17 protein-coding genes are annotated in these 14,528 nt (G+C 42.2%); 9 read left to right on the forward strand and 8 right to left on the reverse strand.

The window, feature by feature from the left end:
- Window positions 1-59 precede the first annotated feature (59 nt).
- The 3 genes from C900_RS10805 to C900_RS10815 all read left to right on the forward strand — a co-directional run bounded on the left by C900_RS10805 (window position 60) and on the right by C900_RS10815 (window position 1,227).
- Window positions 60-542, forward strand: coding sequence for a deoxycytidylate deaminase (locus tag C900_RS10805; RefSeq protein WP_009579889.1), 483 nt, complete (start codon window positions 60-62; stop codon window positions 540-542).
- A 92-nt stretch (window positions 543-634) separates the two neighbouring features.
- Window positions 635-850: a hypothetical protein gene (locus C900_RS10810; protein ID WP_009579890.1), complete on the forward strand. Its 216-nt coding sequence runs from the start codon at window positions 635-637 to the stop codon at window positions 848-850.
- On the forward strand, window positions 847-1,227 hold the full coding sequence (locus C900_RS10815) for a PIN domain-containing protein (protein ID WP_009579891.1): 381 nt from the start codon (window positions 847-849) through the stop codon (window positions 1,225-1,227). Before C900_RS10810 ends, C900_RS10815 begins: the two co-directional genes overlap by 4 nt.
- A gap of 81 nt (window positions 1,228-1,308) precedes the next feature.
- Here the strand turns inward: C900_RS10815 and murB are convergent, their stop codons facing one another.
- Window positions 1,309-2,328 carry a UDP-N-acetylmuramate dehydrogenase gene (murB, locus tag C900_RS10820; RefSeq protein WP_009579892.1) on the reverse strand — a complete coding sequence of 340 codons (1,020 nt, stop codon included), beginning with the start codon at window positions 2,326-2,328 and terminating at the stop codon, window positions 1,309-1,311.
- A 264-nt stretch (window positions 2,329-2,592) separates the two neighbouring features.
- Here murB and C900_RS10825 point away from each other — a divergent pair, with 264 nt between their 5' ends.
- Window positions 2,593-3,582, forward strand: a complete 990-nt coding sequence (locus C900_RS10825) for a DUF1028 domain-containing protein (protein WP_009579893.1) — start codon at window positions 2,593-2,595, stop codon at window positions 3,580-3,582.
- Between the two features lie 7 nt (window positions 3,583-3,589).
- On the opposite strand, the gene C900_RS10830 is transcribed toward C900_RS10825, so the two are convergent.
- Together C900_RS10830 and C900_RS10835 are read right to left on the reverse strand one after the other, a co-directional pair.
- A complete protein-coding gene (locus C900_RS10830) occupies window positions 3,590-5,362 on the reverse strand; it encodes a sodium:solute symporter family protein (protein WP_009579894.1) in 1,773 nt (590 codons plus the stop codon).
- A gap of 70 nt (window positions 5,363-5,432) precedes the next feature.
- Window positions 5,433-6,179, reverse strand: coding sequence for a DeoR/GlpR family DNA-binding transcription regulator (locus tag C900_RS10835; RefSeq protein ID WP_009579895.1), 747 nt, complete (start codon window positions 6,177-6,179; stop codon window positions 5,433-5,435).
- 120 nt (window positions 6,180-6,299) lie between these two features.
- Between C900_RS10835 and C900_RS10840 the strand changes: the two genes are divergently transcribed.
- From C900_RS10840 to C900_RS10855, 4 genes are all read left to right on the forward strand, one after another.
- The gene (locus tag C900_RS10840; protein ID WP_040496508.1) at window positions 6,300-6,836 is read left to right on the forward strand and encodes a 5' nucleotidase, NT5C type; all 537 of its coding nucleotides are present in this window, start codon (window positions 6,300-6,302) and stop codon (window positions 6,834-6,836) included.
- Entirely contained in the window at window positions 6,836-7,963 is a 1,128-nt protein-coding gene (locus C900_RS10845) for an MFS transporter (RefSeq protein WP_040496510.1), read from the forward strand. The genes C900_RS10840 and C900_RS10845 overlap by 1 nt, the downstream gene beginning before the upstream one ends.
- Window positions 7,964-8,152: 189 nt before the next feature.
- The gene (locus tag C900_RS29885; RefSeq protein ID WP_009579898.1) at window positions 8,153-8,365 is read left to right on the forward strand and encodes a hypothetical protein; all 213 of its coding nucleotides are present in this window, start codon (window positions 8,153-8,155) and stop codon (window positions 8,363-8,365) included.
- 51 nt (window positions 8,366-8,416) lie between these two features.
- Window positions 8,417-9,478: a Gmad2 immunoglobulin-like domain-containing protein gene (locus C900_RS10855; protein ID WP_040496514.1), complete on the forward strand. Its 1,062-nt coding sequence runs from the start codon at window positions 8,417-8,419 to the stop codon at window positions 9,476-9,478.
- A gap of 1 nt (window position 9,479) precedes the next feature.
- Here the strand turns inward: C900_RS10855 and C900_RS10860 are convergent, their stop codons facing one another.
- The 4 genes from C900_RS10860 to C900_RS10875 form a co-directional block, all read right to left on the reverse strand.
- Window positions 9,480-9,923, reverse strand: a complete 444-nt coding sequence (locus C900_RS10860; protein WP_009579900.1) for a DUF2267 domain-containing protein — start codon at window positions 9,921-9,923, stop codon at window positions 9,480-9,482.
- Between the two features lie 236 nt (window positions 9,924-10,159).
- A complete protein-coding gene (locus C900_RS10865; RefSeq protein ID WP_051052826.1) occupies window positions 10,160-11,155 on the reverse strand; it encodes a fatty acid desaturase family protein in 996 nt (331 codons plus the stop codon).
- A 207-nt stretch (window positions 11,156-11,362) separates the two neighbouring features.
- Entirely contained in the window at window positions 11,363-12,580 is a 1,218-nt protein-coding gene (locus C900_RS10870) for a sialidase family protein (protein WP_009579902.1), read from the reverse strand.
- Window positions 12,577-13,065 (reverse strand): TlpA family protein disulfide reductase, encoded by a 489-nt coding sequence (locus C900_RS10875; RefSeq protein ID WP_051052824.1) that lies wholly within the window; start codon window positions 13,063-13,065, stop codon window positions 12,577-12,579. Before C900_RS10875 ends, C900_RS10870 begins: the two co-directional genes overlap by 4 nt.
- A gap of 118 nt (window positions 13,066-13,183) precedes the next feature.
- Here C900_RS10875 and C900_RS10880 point away from each other — a divergent pair, with 118 nt between their 5' ends.
- A complete protein-coding gene (locus tag C900_RS10880) occupies window positions 13,184-13,708 on the forward strand; it encodes a hypothetical protein (protein ID WP_040496517.1) in 525 nt (174 codons plus the stop codon).
- Between the two features lies 1 nt (window position 13,709).
- On the opposite strand, the gene C900_RS10885 is transcribed toward C900_RS10880, so the two are convergent.
- Window positions 13,710-14,453 carry a DUF72 domain-containing protein gene (locus tag C900_RS10885; protein WP_009579905.1) on the reverse strand — a complete coding sequence of 248 codons (744 nt, stop codon included), beginning with the start codon at window positions 14,451-14,453 and terminating at the stop codon, window positions 13,710-13,712.
- Window positions 14,454-14,528: the final 75 nt, after the last annotated feature.

Raw genomic sequence — 14,528 nt, forward strand, 5'->3', positions numbered from 1 at the left:
TAAATATACACAACTTTCTATCAAATATTATACCGCAGTACAGCACAAAGATGTTACGTATGAGGCGTCCGGAATTTGACGATATTTTTATGGAATTAGCCGTTAATCTGGCTAAAAGGTCCCATTGTATTATGCGCCATGTAGGTGCAGTTTTAACTAAAGACACCCGCATTATTTCTATCGGCTATAACGGGCCCCCTGCAGGAACACACAACTGTGATGAAGAATGGCCGGAGCAGGGTTGTCCGCGTGATTCAAAAGGTGGCTGCTCGTTAGCTATCCATGCCGAGCAAAATGCCTTATTGTATGCCGTTAAGAACAAGACTGAAGTGAAAGGAGCTACTTTGTATGTAACATTAGCGCCATGTTTGGCATGCGCCCGTATCATCTATACTATGGGAGTAAGCAAGGTAATATACCTCAACTCTTATGCGGAATATAAAGGCATTGAAAGTGATGAAGGTGTTGATTTCCTTGAAAAATTTGGTGTGGAGGTAGAGCGTTATCACGGCAATATTTCTCATGCTACCGCTTTGACTTAAGAAACGTCCTTGTTGTTTTCAGAACTTTTCGGGTTGATGTTTGGTTTATACGATAAGTCATCGTATTTTGGTGTAGTTTAAATATTGACCCTATGAAAATAACAGCTCTTATACCTGAGGACCTTATTGAAGAAGTGAAAAAGGCTACAGGAGGTAAGAATATTACTGAAAGTCTGATTATTGCCCTAAAGGCATACCTGGCGCACAGGAAAATAGATTATCTTATTGATCAGGTGCAGAAAGAGTCTTTGCAGTTCAACGAGGATTACACTGCTTATGGTATCCGCAAAATAAACAGAAACAGGTGATTATAGCGGATACATCCGTGTGGATCGAATATCTGAAGGGAAACAACGATATCACCGGTCTTTTCATACCCTATCTTAGAAAGGACCATATTATAGCTTCATCGGCCATATTTGGAGAGCTCCTTCAGGGAGTCAGAAACAAGCGTGAGCGTAATATTATCACAGAATTCTGGATTAACTTGCCTAAGGTAGATGAGCATGAATTATTTATTGAGGCAGGCCAACTGTCTAACCGGTATAAGCTATACGCCAGGGGAATCGGGTTGATAGATTGCTATATCCTCGCTGCAGCCCTCAAGTACGACTACGCCTTATGGACGCTTGACAAAAAACTGCTTGATACTATAGATATGCTCAACAATGCCTCATTCAAATAATGTCCCCCAATGGACGTGTCCCATAGCCATAAATTCGGGCGGGATAACCTGGCTTATAAACTATTTTATAGTGAACCCCCACTAAATAATGTTGACTTCCTGGTTTAACTCGATACCAAACTTCTTAATTACCGAATCCTTAATTTCTTCAGCAAGAGCCTTTAGATCACTACCTTTTCCTCCTCCGTAATTCACCAATACAAGCGCCTGGTTTTTATGCACTCCTATCTCACCTCTTTGCACACCTTTCCATCCACACTGTTCAATAAGCCAGGCAGCAGGAACTTTAACATTATCATCGGGCAGTTCATAACCAGGTATATCAGGGTATTCTGTCTTCAACTCTTCGTATTGAATTTTATCAATTGTCGGATTTTTAAAGAAACTACCCGCATTTCCAATTTTAGCAGGATCAGGTAGTTTGCTTTGTCTTATTTTTGTTACTGCATCGCTGATGTCGCGAATGGTTGGCTTTTTAGCTTTCATTTCCTCAAGTGTCTGATATATAGCGCCATAAGAGGTGTTTAGCTGATGCTCACGTTTGGTAAGTTTCAGTACTACATAGGCTATTACATACTTACCTTTTGCCTTATTTTTAAAGATGCTTTCACGGTAACCAAAGCGGCATTGGTCTTTATTAAATTTTTCTATATCTCCCGATTCAATATTTACAGCCTCCAAATACTCGAACACTTCCTTGATCTCCACACCATAGGCGCCAATATTTTGCATTGGCGCAGCGCCTACTGTACCTGGGATCAAAGAAAGGTTTTCAATACCTCCCCATTCCTGATCGAGGGCGTAGCGTACGAACTCATGCCAGTTTTCTCCGGCACCGATCTTTGCTAACACAAAATCTTCCGTTTCATGTATCACTTCTTTGCCATTAATGCTGTTTTTGATGACCAGCCCATCAAAGTCCTGCGTGAGAAGTATATTACTTCCTCCTCCCAGGATCATAATCTCATTATCCCTGGCCTCATCGGACGCTAGCGCTTCCCGAAGCTCATCAATAGTGGACACTTCAACAAAAAGTTTTGCTTTAGCTTCCAGGCCAAAGGTATTCAAAGGTTTCAGGGATATTTTTTTTTGTATCTGCATGCTTTTGCGAATTAACGCAATCTCCTTAAAGTATGGTATTATTTAATCGCTTAAAATGTATTTTTAAAATATATTTCAACTATCTTTTGAAGATGCTTAGTGTCTCTAAGAAAATGCCAATGTCTGCGTTATGATTGTCCCAAAAATGCTCACGTACCTCAGTACGCTCCGCTTTTTTGGCATTCACAAGCCTTGACCTTGACGTTTTCTTAAAACCACTCAGAGTTTTCTTACAAACACTACTTAAACATCAAATTACCAGGTATGTTAAAAATTGCTATATGTCTTTTAATTCTTGGCGCCTCTGATGCTTTGTTTGCCCAGGTATACCTTCAAAATGAACCGTTTTCCCATACCTATTCCATTGTGGCCAGAGATCCTGAAACAGGAGAGATGGCGGTTGGTGTTCAGAGTCATTGGTTTTCCGTTGGTACGGTTGTTAGCTGGGGTGAAGCAGGTGTGGGCGTGGTTGCCACGCAGTCATTCGTTAACAAATCGTTTGGTCCGCTGGGCTTACAACTACTGAAGGATGGAAAAACGGCCAATGAAGCTTTGAAGATCTTGCTTAGGTCTGATGAGGGAAGGGAAGTGCGTCAGGTGGCTATTGTTGATGCCAGGGGGAATGTGGCTACACATACCGGGGACAAGTGTATTGCCTATGCTGGCCATCAACAGGGCGAAAATTATTCTGTACAGGCCAATATGATGCTTACAAAAGAGGTTTGGCCTGCCATGGCAGATGCATATGAAAAAAGCAGTGGCTTGCCGTTGGCTGAGCGGGTGATCATTGCTCTGGAAGCCGCTGAAAAAGCGGGGGGTGATATCAGGGGTAAGCAATCAGCAGCTCTTTTGGTGGTAAAAGGGCAACCGGTAAAGAATAGCTGGGATGACCCTATGATCAATTTGCGCGTTGATGACCATACCAATCCTGTAGAAGAGCTAAAGCGGTTGTTAAAAGTATATCGTGCATATGAGCATATGAATAAAGGAGATCTGGCAGTGGAGGTAGGTGATATGTCACTGGCGCTACAGGAATATGGTAAAGCACAATCTATGTTTCCTCATAATCTTGAGATGCAATACTGGACAGCCGTAACCCTGGCGAATAATCATCGAATAGAGGAAGCGCTGCCTATTTTTGAACGTGTGTTTCGTGAAAATGAAAACTGGCGCGAGCTCACCCGCAGATTGCCGGATGCCGGCCTGCTGGATATCAAAAGAAAAGAGCTGAAAAAGATATTGAAACTCAAATAAACGCTGGTCAGCTCTGCTTATCAGAAAAAATACGGACTTTGCCGGCTGTATATCTTAATACTACAAAAGATACTATACAGATGGTGGAATAAATGATGCCTTCATTCCATTCTTTGAAAATGAAACTCCCCGTTAGAAATAAGGCAGAATATGCCATTGCGATAGCACTTAACCAGCAAATAATCAGCTTCATGAGCCTTTGACCGTGCTTTTCAGCCCGGAAAGGACGCCAGTTGCCGTCAGGCTTAATTTTGTCAAAAAAGGCTCTCAGGTGTTTTTCATCAGTAGGCTTGCTTACATATGTGGCTACAATCCATGCTACTGTGGTAAATGCTACCGTAAAGAAAAAACTTCTGGGGTCCTCTCCCAGGCCTTTTCCCCAGGATTCATCAAGCTGTACAAATACAAATTTTGATAGGCCATAACCTATGAAAGGGGCTACAGTTGCTACAATTTCGCTCCAGGCATTGATCCGCCACCAGTACCATCTAAGGATCATTACTAATCCAAGTCCGGCTCCACATTCTATAATAAAGGACCATACTCCTGAAATGGTGTTTATCAATGAGGTGACGAACAGTGCTATAAGCATCAGGAGTAGGGTGCCAATCCGTGAGGCCATTACAAACTGCTTTTGACCTGCCTGTGGGCTAATGAATCTTTTATAAAAATCATTGATAAGATAACTGGTGCCCCAGTTGAGCTGAGTGGAAATAGTACTCATGTAGGCGGCAAAAAATGCTACCAGCAACAGGCCCTTCAAACCTGTAGGTAAGAAATCTTTCATGGCCATTACGTAACCAAGTTTACTGTCAGTAGCGCTCAATTCAGGATATAAGATGATAGCACATAAGGCAACGAGGATCCATGGCCAGGGACGAATACAATAATGAGCAATCTGAAAGAATAGCGTGGAATATACCGCGTCCTTTTCTGTTTTTGTGCTCATCATCCGCTGTGCGATATAGCCGCCACCTCCGGGTTCTGCACCGGGATACCAACTGGCCCACCATTGGAAACCAATGAATGCTAAAAAGCTCCCCAGTCCCAAAGCGAGCATAGAACCACCCCCTTCAGAGCCTATTTTCGGGAAGAAATTTAATGTTCCCTCGGGTAAACTGGCTTTCAGGTTATCAATACCCCCTACCTTGTCAGAATTTACCACTATAATGGCGAGTATAATGCTCCCCGTCATGGCTATTACAAATTGGATAACATCGGTAAAAGCAACCCCTAAAAGCCCGGACATGGCTGAATAGACTACTACTATGAGCATAGCCCCGGCTACATACCATAAAAGCTCATTTTGTGGGATATCGAAAAAGATCTGAAGCAGCGACATGAGCGCTACGTTTACCCACCCAATGATCAGCACATTCATAAATACTCCAAAGTATAACGCCCGGAAGCCACGCAAAAACCGGGCAGCTTTGCCGCTGTACCTCAGCTCAATAAATTCTATATCAGTAAGTACATCGGCACGCCTCCAGTATTTGGCAAAGAAAAATGTAGTGAGCATGCCTCCAGCCAACATGTTCCACCAAAGCCAGTTTCCGGCTACACCATTCTGTGCTACGAGCTCTGTAACAGCCAAAGGTGTGTCAGCGGCAAATGTGGTGGCCACCATGGAGATACCTGCGATATACCAGGGCAGGTTCCTGCCGCCTAAAAAGAAATGACTAATATCCTTGCCGGCCTCTTTTCTGAACCATAATCCGATGGCCAGAGAAATAAGGAAAAAGGAGATAATAATAATATAGTCAATAAGGGCGAGTTCCATAGGCTGAAAATTTGCGGGTAAAATAGTGCTTAATTTTTTGATTATCTATGGAAAACTAACGAAATCCGGTCTAGAGTATTTCGATTCCTTCTTTTATATAAGGCTTAAGCTTTGGGGCGTCAGGTTGGTTGGTGATAATAGTGTTTATTTGGGTAGCCGGGCATATGTAGTAAGGTTCTACCGTTTCGAGTTTTTCTATGGAAGAGAGGGCAACGATTTGCTGAGAGGAGTTGACGATAACCTTTTTTACTTCACTTTCCTCATAGTCTGGTGTGGTAACTCCAAGTGACGGGTGTATGCTGCAAATACCCAGAAAACACAGGTCAGCTTTTATGTTTTGGAAAAATCTTAATGTGTCATGACCAGTAGTTACAAAAGACTGCTTAAAAAGTCGCCCTCCGGCAAACAGGACTTCCACATTTTTATGGTCTTCCAATATGGTCACGATTGGGAAGCTGTTGGTGACTACTGTTATGCTGAGGTCTTCCGGTAAAATACTGGCCACTGCCAATGCCGATGTGCCCGCATCAAATATTACGACCTGGTCGTTCTTCAATTTTTGCAGCGCCTTTCGGGCTATGATCATTTTAGACTCCTGATTATAATTCATGCGATCTTTAAAATGATGGGGTATCGGGGAGTGTGGTACCGCACCACCACGGACGGCTCTCAGTAACCCCTGATCATCCAACTCTTTAATATCGCGTCTGATAGTGTCAGTAGATACACCTAACTCTTCACTCAACTGACTCAGAAGTACTTTGCTATCCGCACCAAGCCTGCTAAGAATGAATTGAAAACGCTCTTCCTTTAGCATCTGTTTTGAATTTGTTTCTCAAATATAAAGCAATATTTTGTAATAACTTGCAATATTATGCGATATATGCCTTATATTTACTGCAATAATTTGCAAACTAATACAGACATTTCTTCAAAAATGATACGAAAATCAATCGCCATAGATATGGACAATGTGATTGCCGATATTGAAAGTCAGGCTATATCATGGTATTATGAGAAATATGGTGTGCTGGTGAAAAAAGAAGGGCTTCATGGTAAACCTGAAGGTGAGGGCTTTCCCGAAAAGGAAAGAGTTCGTCAATTTTTATATACTCCGGGCTTTTTCAGGCATACGCCGGTAATGGAGGGCGCTCAGGAAGCGGTGGAAAAGCTCAGCGGTGACTTTGATGTGTTTATTGTATCTGCGGCAATGGAATTTCCTCAATCGCTTCCTGAAAAATACGAATGGTTGAATGAGCATTTTCCATTTATCAGTTGGAGGAATATCATTTTCTGTGGCGACAAGAGTGTAGTGGATACTGATTTTATGATAGATGATCACCTCAAAAACCTCAACTATTGCAAAGGTAGGGGGATACTTTACACTGCGTGTCACAACGTGACGCTGGATTACGAAGTGCGGGTAAATGACTGGGAGCAGGCGCTTAAATATTTATATAATAATCAATCTTAATGCCGATAAAATTTTCACGTGTTGCAGTCGGGATTATTTTCTTTTGTTATGGCTTGTGTTTTGCGAGCTGGGCTTCACGCATACCCTCCATTCAGCAACTATTAGCCCTATCTGAGGCCGAATTAGGAGGTATTTTGTTTGCATTACCTATTGGATCTTTATTATCAGTTCCTGTTTCCGGGTATTGGGTGGCAAAAGCCGGCAGCCGGACAGTTGTTGTGTTTTCAGCCTTTTTGTATCCTTTGGTTTTGCTGGCGATTGGCTTTTCTGCCGGAGTTTGGTCGCTTATCGCTGCTTTATTTTTGTTTGGTATGCTTGGCAATATGCTGAATATCTCCATTAACACCCAGGCGGTGGGGGTGGAGGCTGCCTATGAGCGAAATATTATGGCTACATTTCATGGTATGTGGAGCTTAGCGGGATTTGCCGGGGCTGGGATTGGGGCTGTCATGATCGCTGCATCAATACCACCGGGCACTCATTATCTAATGATAGCCGGCGCTGTAGCAATAGTGTTGGCATTCACTGTCAAATATTTGCTACCGGAGGATGTGAATACTGATAAAGACAAACCTATTTTTTCACTTCCCGACAGGTCGTTGGTCGTACTGGGGATTATTGCCTTTTGCTCAATGATGTGCGAAGGGGCCATGTTTGATTGGAGCGGGGTATATTTCAACAAAGTCATTGCCGTTAAGCAGGATTGGATTGGTATTGGGTATACAGTTTTTATGATATCTATGGCGGGAACCAGGTTTGTAGCAGACAAACTTGTGTACCGGTTTGGACTTAAAAAAATATTAGTGGGCAGTGGCTTATTCACAGCTACAGGCTTTTTTCTGTCTGTTTTGCTTCCGCATTTTGAAACTTCCCTTTTAGGTTTTTTTATCATAGGTATTGGAGTGTCATCAGTGGTGCCATTGGTTTTTAGCGCCGCGGGGCGATCAAAAATCCAATCTCCCGGGATAGCCCTGGCTTCTGTTTCTACTCTTGGCTTCTTTGGATTTCTAATAGGGCCGCCTGTAATTGGCCTGGTCGCCGGGGCGACTGATTTGAGGTTATCATTTGCATTACTTGGCGCCATGGGTTTGGCCGTTGCCACCCTTTCTTCAAAAGGGTCCGTATAAAATCTGCTGCCTCTCAATATGGTACGAAATATGCACTCTTTAAGGGGAGAACTAAATATCTGGCGCCATGAAATGACCATATGCCTAAGCCATACCAACCGAAGATCAATATTGAGAAATTTTCAAGTTGCAAAGGCAGTCAAGGACTTTGGTTATTCCATGTGGCAACTTAAAATCAATTATATACACATGAAAGTTTTAGGCTTTGTATTTATTGGGCTTACAGTGTTATTGTTTCTCTTGTTTCTGATTTTTGCCCCGGATGCCCCAATGACCAGCGACTATGAATTTACCTATACCTGGCCATATATTTTATTATTATTTGGTTTGGCAGCCGGAGTCGCTTTACTACTGGCAGATTGGAATATCAGCCGCCAAAAGAAAGGGAAAGTAAAGCACTAGAAATAACAGAGGACTGTGACACACAAAAGTGAGTAAAAAATTGCACAAGATATGAGCAGCATTTTACCGGCAGGATTCCTATTGTTTCTGATCACTATTGGTTGCAATTTTTCCAGTGATCATTCCGAACATTCGCCAAGTACCTCGGCAACGGGTCGGATGACCAGTGCAGGGGCATACCTCGATACAGTCGATTATAAATGGCAGGAGTATTCAAACTCACGATATCATTTTTCGATTCAATACCCTGACAATTGGAGGATATTCAATAATTCGGGTGAAAAGGGTTCGGTGATTAATGTTTACAATTACACCTCCGGTGAACGCCTGAAATTACCATTAAAACTTCATGAAGATCCTGAGGCATCGTATCTCGCCTTTTTCCCTGAAGGATTCGGTGTTGACAGACCGGTAGGAGACAGGATTAAGTTGTTTGAAGCCGGTACTGATGTGACAGTTTCTTTTGATGTGGATCAGGACGCCTCTGTTGCGTACCAACTCAATGATGGAAACGTATGGGGCTATCTGCTGAAACCCCTGATCTCTCCACCCGGATGGTCTGACGAAGGGTTTATTTTTATTCAAATCGGAATGCGGGCATTTAATATTAAATGTTTTGATGCTTCAGGAAAGGAAAAGACCCTTGTGCATTGTAACACCATGGGAGGAGGCGACCGTTTGGTGAGGTATGGTGAGGTAAAACGTGATCAGCGGCAACAGGTGGACAGGATATTAGGCAGTCTTCATTTTTTCAGGGATAAGGAGAAAAGGCCAATTGATGATTTAATTCGAGTGGAAGAGCCGCAGGCTGATAGCCAGGTATCTTCTACCGTAAAAGTAAGAGGTAGGGCGCGTGGTATGTGGTTTTTTGAAGGTGAATTTCCAGTGGTGCTCAAAGGTGAGGATAATAAACCCTTGGCTCAGGCATCAGCACGAGCCAAAGGTAACTGGATGATGGAAGACTGGGTTACATTTGAAGCTGACCTTATTTTTCATGTTTCCAGGTCGCAGCCGGCAACATTGATCTTTAAAAAGTCGAACGCTTCCGGTATGCCGGAACATGACCGTTCGTATACGGTGCCACTGTTTTTAGTGGCTCGCCAAAGCCAATGACTTACATCTCGTGGAGCAATGGCTTGACCTCAGCAGGTAGTTGGTCCTCTATGTGTCTTAACTGCCCTTCATCAAGATATTTGCGCAGCTTTCCTATCATCCTGGACACAATTTCTTCAGTAGACAAACTCCAGTCAAATCGTGTTTCTCCGTATTTTTCCTGTCGTGATTTTATGTCTGACTTAAATTCCTCCAGGCTTCTGATCTTATTGGGTTTTTCATGGTATTTCCAATCTTCCACATATATACCTTTTAGAAGGAGCGGAAGTTGGGCAAGTACGTTGAATGATTCGGCAATGGTTATTCTGTCACGAATAGCATGCATGACCGACCTAAGCGCTATTAGGGTCTGCTCCTGACTCTCAGGATGTCCTAATTCTTCGGACAGTTCGTTAATGAATTCATTAGCTTCCTGTGCAAACTTGTCAAACTTAACTTTGCTCATAATTCCTAAGATTTAAGATTTGAAAAATCGACTTGATCATATGGATTTAAGGCGCAAAAAACACACCAGGGGATTCGATGCTTTATGCAGAAATCCTTTGATTGCTATGCAGAAACACAGAAAGGTATCAAGGCCATGTAGTCTTGATATAGATCAACTTTTCGGATCATAATGAGTTAAAATGATCTGATCATTTATTCCACAATATGTCCAGTGAATTACCCGTTAAATATCAACTAAACGTAGGTTTTTACAGGTGCCACATCATACTTGCCCAAGTCTCTTAACATTCTGGCGTGGTTTAAAATAGCTTGCAGGAAGTTGGGCTGAGAATGGTAGGGTAGCCCAAATTCTTCGGCTGTCTGTTTTACAATGCCTGCAATCTTCCTGTAGTGTATGTGGCATATAGTAGGAAACAAATGATGCTCGATCTGGTAGTTTAAACCCCCAACATACCATCCAAGTAGTCTGCTATTCGGACTAAAATTAGTAGTGGTATATAGTTGGTGTACCGCCCAGTCATTTTCAAGATTCCCCTCTTTGTCCGGCAAGGGAAAATCGGCTGTAGGCATAACATGGGCGGGCTGAAAAACACAGCCAAGAATAAGGCCGGCTGTGAAATGCATGGCTATAAAAAAGATAAGTACCAACCACCAGTTGATATTTAGAACCGCTATCGGTAGGGCAAGAAAAACGGCATAATAGAGAATTTTGGCTATAATTAGTCTAAACAACTGCACTTGGGTATTTATGTTTTGTGACTTAGTGAGCCCCATATTTTTATACCTGAACAGTTGTCTGAAATCTTTGGTGGTTATCCATAAAAAAGTCATCAGACCATACAGTCCCCATCCATAGATATGCTGAATGCGGTGAAGCATGTACCTCTTTTTATGAGGCGACAGGCGCATGAGCTTTCCTGGATCTATGTCTTCGTCCATACCATCTATGTTGGTGTAGGTATGGTGTAAAACGTTGTGCTGAATTTTCCAATTGATGGCACTTCCACCAACTATATTGATAAGATAACCTAGATACTTATTTACTTTTTTGTTTTTGGAATAGGCTCCATGATTGGCATCGTGCATAATTGAAAAGCCAATGCCTGCCATGGCAATGCCCATGACGATCCACATGGCTAAAATCGCCCATACATTAGTAATAACACCAACTATCATTAGCAAATAAGGTATAATATACATGGCTAGCATGGCAATAGTTTTTATCACCATATGCACGTTACCATATTTTGAAATCTTATTACTCTCAAAGTAGCCATTTACCCTCGAGCGAAGGGTTTTAATAAAATCAACTTGATGATTTCCTGAGAATCTGAGGGGTTTATAACTCATATAAAATTATTGAATAGCTAATTTATGTTCTATGATGGATAAAAGATCAGTATTTTGAGTGAATTTGGCAAGCGGTAAAAGTAAAAATCAGATTTTGCTTAATACTGCTGTTTTAATTTCCTTTTTGTCATTGTCAGTCCAGGCAAATATTAAATGATCACCGCTTTTAGTCATCTGAGGGAATCCACTTGCCCGTGCTTCTGATGATGAACTAACGAGCACCGCCTTACTTTTAGTTCCATTTTGACTGACTTTCACGACCTTTATGTCAGCACCCTCCATGTAGCTTACCACGGCTGTACTTTCATTTAGCATTACTACATCCACACGCCCTACGGTTTTTGCAGAATCTATACGTATAGGGTCAGTGAAGGAAGCGCCACCATCCTGAGAAAAGGCAATTTTGACCTGTGCGTTTCCCTCGGGGGCTGAAAACCAGGCCACGGCCATGTTGTTTCCTAACGATGCCGCCCGCGGACCGTTTACAGGGCATCCTGCTATTTTCCAGCCATCATTATGAACCGGCTGTGGGGCTGTCCAGGTGCTGTCATCCATGAGCCGCACGATGGACATGTCCCTGATTTCTTCTTCGGATCGGTCACGGTATATCACCACCGGCCCATTTGCAGTTATTGCAGTTGTTGTCTGGCAGCAATCACACACCCGGTCATCCAACTCCCATTCATTAAGTTTACCGCCTGCAGGATCAATAACAGCAGCTCTTATGGTCATGGCTCCATGATGCTCCATGTTATGGCCCTCAGATCCCGATCCTGTATGTTGAGTTTGATCAGCAGCATTCCGACCATCCAGCCAGGTTATGAAAAAGTTTTCCCCGTACGGCATAATTGAAGCAAAACCATGCTCGGCCTCTTTACCGTCATCGTGAAGAATATATGGGGCATTCCAGTTTTTGCCATTATCATTGGAATGCGTCAAGTACACATCATATGAATATGTGCCTTCTCCGCTCATGGCCAGAAAATGAGCTACAATATTACCTCGGCTATCTGCTGATAAAGTTGGATAGTCTGCCCAGTTGACAAACCAATCAGTTCCTGAGGCAATAGTTTGTGGCTCAGACCACTGATCATTATTAAATGTAGAGAACCTGAGATAGTTAGTGTCCTGTTTTTGTTCAATCCAGGATAGATACACTTTACCATCCGGTCCGGTGCAAAGGAACGGCTCAGCACTGGACCCCGCTGTTTTAACAGGGATGTGTTTTAAAACTGGTGATGAAGTTTTTTCAGCATCGCTGCATGCTGTAATAATGCAGAAAAATATGATGATCAGGTATTTCATTCGATATATTGAGTTACCAATTGAATGTTTTCAGCAGCGTTCCAATCACGTGCTCCCATTTCAGAGAATACTACCTCGCCCTCGGAGTTAATTATAAGTGTGGTTGGCAGACCCTGGATGTTCAATTGTTCGAGAGACATATCCAACTGTGCATAGTGAAAGTCATATTGATGTGATCGCATGAAATTTTTTATTTGTCCGCGAGGTTCATTGGAGGCCATTATAAAGACAATGTTTTTATCCTTCAGTTTTGTCTGTGCCTTTTCAATTGAAGGCATCTCTATTATGCATGGCCTGCACCATGTTGCCCAAAAATTAATAAAAATAGTTTTACCCTTGTATTCTTCCAGGTCTATATCATCCCCTTCAAGGGTTTTTAATTTCAATTTCTGGTTTAAAGGTTGTGATTCAGTAGATTCGGTTGTAGTACCACCGGTGCAACTGATAATTGCAATGATCAGCGTTAAAAATACAAACCTTACCATATATTTTGATTTTGAAAACTCCCAAATATACATATTTCTTTTCCCTATTTTCTAATGAACTAATTATATCCGCTAAAAGTTTTATATTTAACTTTACTCATATCAAGCATTTAAAATCATGAGAATTTTTACCTGCCTTTTTAGTTTAGCTGTTGTTGCAATGTTGTCAACAGCATGTAGCGATGAGCAAAATACCCGGGAAGATCAGGAGTTTACCGGTCGGGAAATGGTTTATGACCTGTTGCAAGCCTCAGAATTTCCAATTGAAGGTACTGTGGTATTTCGTGAAAGAATGGACAAGTCTATACAGATAGAGGTGAGAGTGAGCGGCACTAGTGGCAATGCTCTTCATCCTGTTCACCTTCATTACGGTAATTTATCCATTCCGGATGCTGATTTGGCAGCTCAACTTAATGATCTTTCTGCGGAGGCAGGAGAAAGCATCACTATTGTGCCAAGGCTTCTGGATGAGTCAGTTTTTGAATACGATTATCTGAGGAATTTTGATGGTAGCGTTAAGATCCACCTTGCCGCTTCAGGAGAAGGTAGTAATGTAATATTGGCAGGTGGAAATATTGGAATTGCTGCTGAAAAGCAACCTGCTTCCGGCAGGATCAATATAGCAGTGTGCAAAAGTGAATAAATTATTTTGTATCTGCTGTCTCGGTTGCCAGCAGCTCTGTTAATTTTTTGCCATTTTTTACCGCATTCGCATTGTAGTCGTTGTTGAAGTAGATAAACACTTCATCGGCCTCCATCTTTCCCAGAAGTTCACCCCATTGCTTTAGCTCCTCATCAGAGTAGTAGTAGTTATACCAGTGATCTTTACCGTGAAAGCGCATATAGGCATGTTTGGCTGTGGAAATGACATGTTCAGGCAGATCCTGAGGTGCGGAAATGATGCAATAAGCTACTCTGTATTTCCTGAGCATATCATATACTTCTTCATCGAACCAGCTCTGGTGCCTGAACTCAATTACATTTTTGTATTCCGGGGTCAGTAACCTGCAAAATGCCTCCAGTCTTTCCATATTTTTCTTGAGGCCTGGGGGAAGCTGCCATAGTACACTTCCCAGCTTTTCTTTGAGTATATCCGCCAGATGATAAAAATAAGCAACACTTTCTGATACTTCTTTCAGCTTTTTGATGTGTGTTACATACCTGCTTCCTTTTAAGGTGAAAGTAAAATTGTGAGGAGTTCGGTCGTACCACCCCTGAACTGTACTCTCTTTAGGCATACGATAAAATGAATTGTTGATCTCCACTGTATCAAAAGTTTCAGCATAGTATTCCAGCCACTTCTTTTTTTTAAGGTCTTCCGGGTAGAATTTACCCACCCAGTCATTGTAGTAAAAACCAGAGCATCCGATGTGATATTTTTTGTTCATAGCATCTGTACTTTTAAGAAAAACGGGGCAAGAGTCGTGCCGTCTGGTTAAAGTCAGGAAAATCGGGATGCTTTC

Origin of the sequence: Fulvivirga imtechensis AK7, from assembly GCF_000331535.1 — a bacterium.
GTDB classification, from domain to species: domain Bacteria; phylum Bacteroidota; class Bacteroidia; order Cytophagales; family Cyclobacteriaceae; genus Fulvivirga; species Fulvivirga imtechensis.

Bases quoted from the DNA above. Each gene is read 5' to 3' on its own strand.
- C900_RS29885 (WP_009579898.1), top strand. From the start codon at position 8,153: ATGAAAGTTTTAGGCTTTGTATTTATTGGGCTTACAGTGTTATTGTTT.
- C900_RS10860 (WP_009579900.1), bottom strand. From the start codon at position 9,923: ATGAGCAAAGTTAAGTTTGACAAGTTTGCACAGGAAGCTAATGAATTC.
- C900_RS10840 (WP_040496508.1), top strand. From the start codon at position 6,300: ATGATACGAAAATCAATCGCCATAGATATGGACAATGTGATTGCCGAT.
- C900_RS10855 (WP_040496514.1), top strand. From the start codon at position 8,417: ATGAGCAGCATTTTACCGGCAGGATTCCTATTGTTTCTGATCACTATT.
- C900_RS10805 (WP_009579889.1), top strand. From the start codon at position 60: ATGAGGCGTCCGGAATTTGACGATATTTTTATGGAATTAGCCGTTAAT.
- C900_RS10825 (WP_009579893.1), top strand. From the start codon at position 2,593: ATGTTAAAAATTGCTATATGTCTTTTAATTCTTGGCGCCTCTGATGCT.
- C900_RS10830 (WP_009579894.1), bottom strand. From the start codon at position 5,362: ATGGAACTCGCCCTTATTGACTATATTATTATTATCTCCTTTTTCCTT.
- C900_RS10885 (WP_009579905.1), bottom strand. From the start codon at position 14,453: ATGAACAAAAAATATCACATCGGATGCTCTGGTTTTTACTACAATGAC.
- murB (WP_009579892.1), bottom strand. From the start codon at position 2,328: ATGCAGATACAAAAAAAAATATCCCTGAAACCTTTGAATACCTTTGGC.
- C900_RS10875 (WP_051052824.1), bottom strand. From the start codon at position 13,065: ATGGTAAGGTTTGTATTTTTAACGCTGATCATTGCAATTATCAGTTGC.
- C900_RS10835 (WP_009579895.1), bottom strand. From the start codon at position 6,179: ATGCTAAAGGAAGAGCGTTTTCAATTCATTCTTAGCAGGCTTGGTGCG.
- C900_RS10845 (WP_040496510.1), top strand. From the start codon at position 6,836: ATGCCGATAAAATTTTCACGTGTTGCAGTCGGGATTATTTTCTTTTGT.
- C900_RS10865 (WP_051052826.1), bottom strand. From the start codon at position 11,155: ATGGTGATAAAAACTATTGCCATGCTAGCCATGTATATTATACCTTAT.
- C900_RS10880 (WP_040496517.1), top strand. From the start codon at position 13,184: ATGAGAATTTTTACCTGCCTTTTTAGTTTAGCTGTTGTTGCAATGTTG.
- C900_RS10810 (WP_009579890.1), top strand. From the start codon at position 635: ATGAAAATAACAGCTCTTATACCTGAGGACCTTATTGAAGAAGTGAAA.
- C900_RS10870 (WP_009579902.1), bottom strand. From the start codon at position 12,580: ATGAAATACCTGATCATCATATTTTTCTGCATTATTACAGCATGCAGC.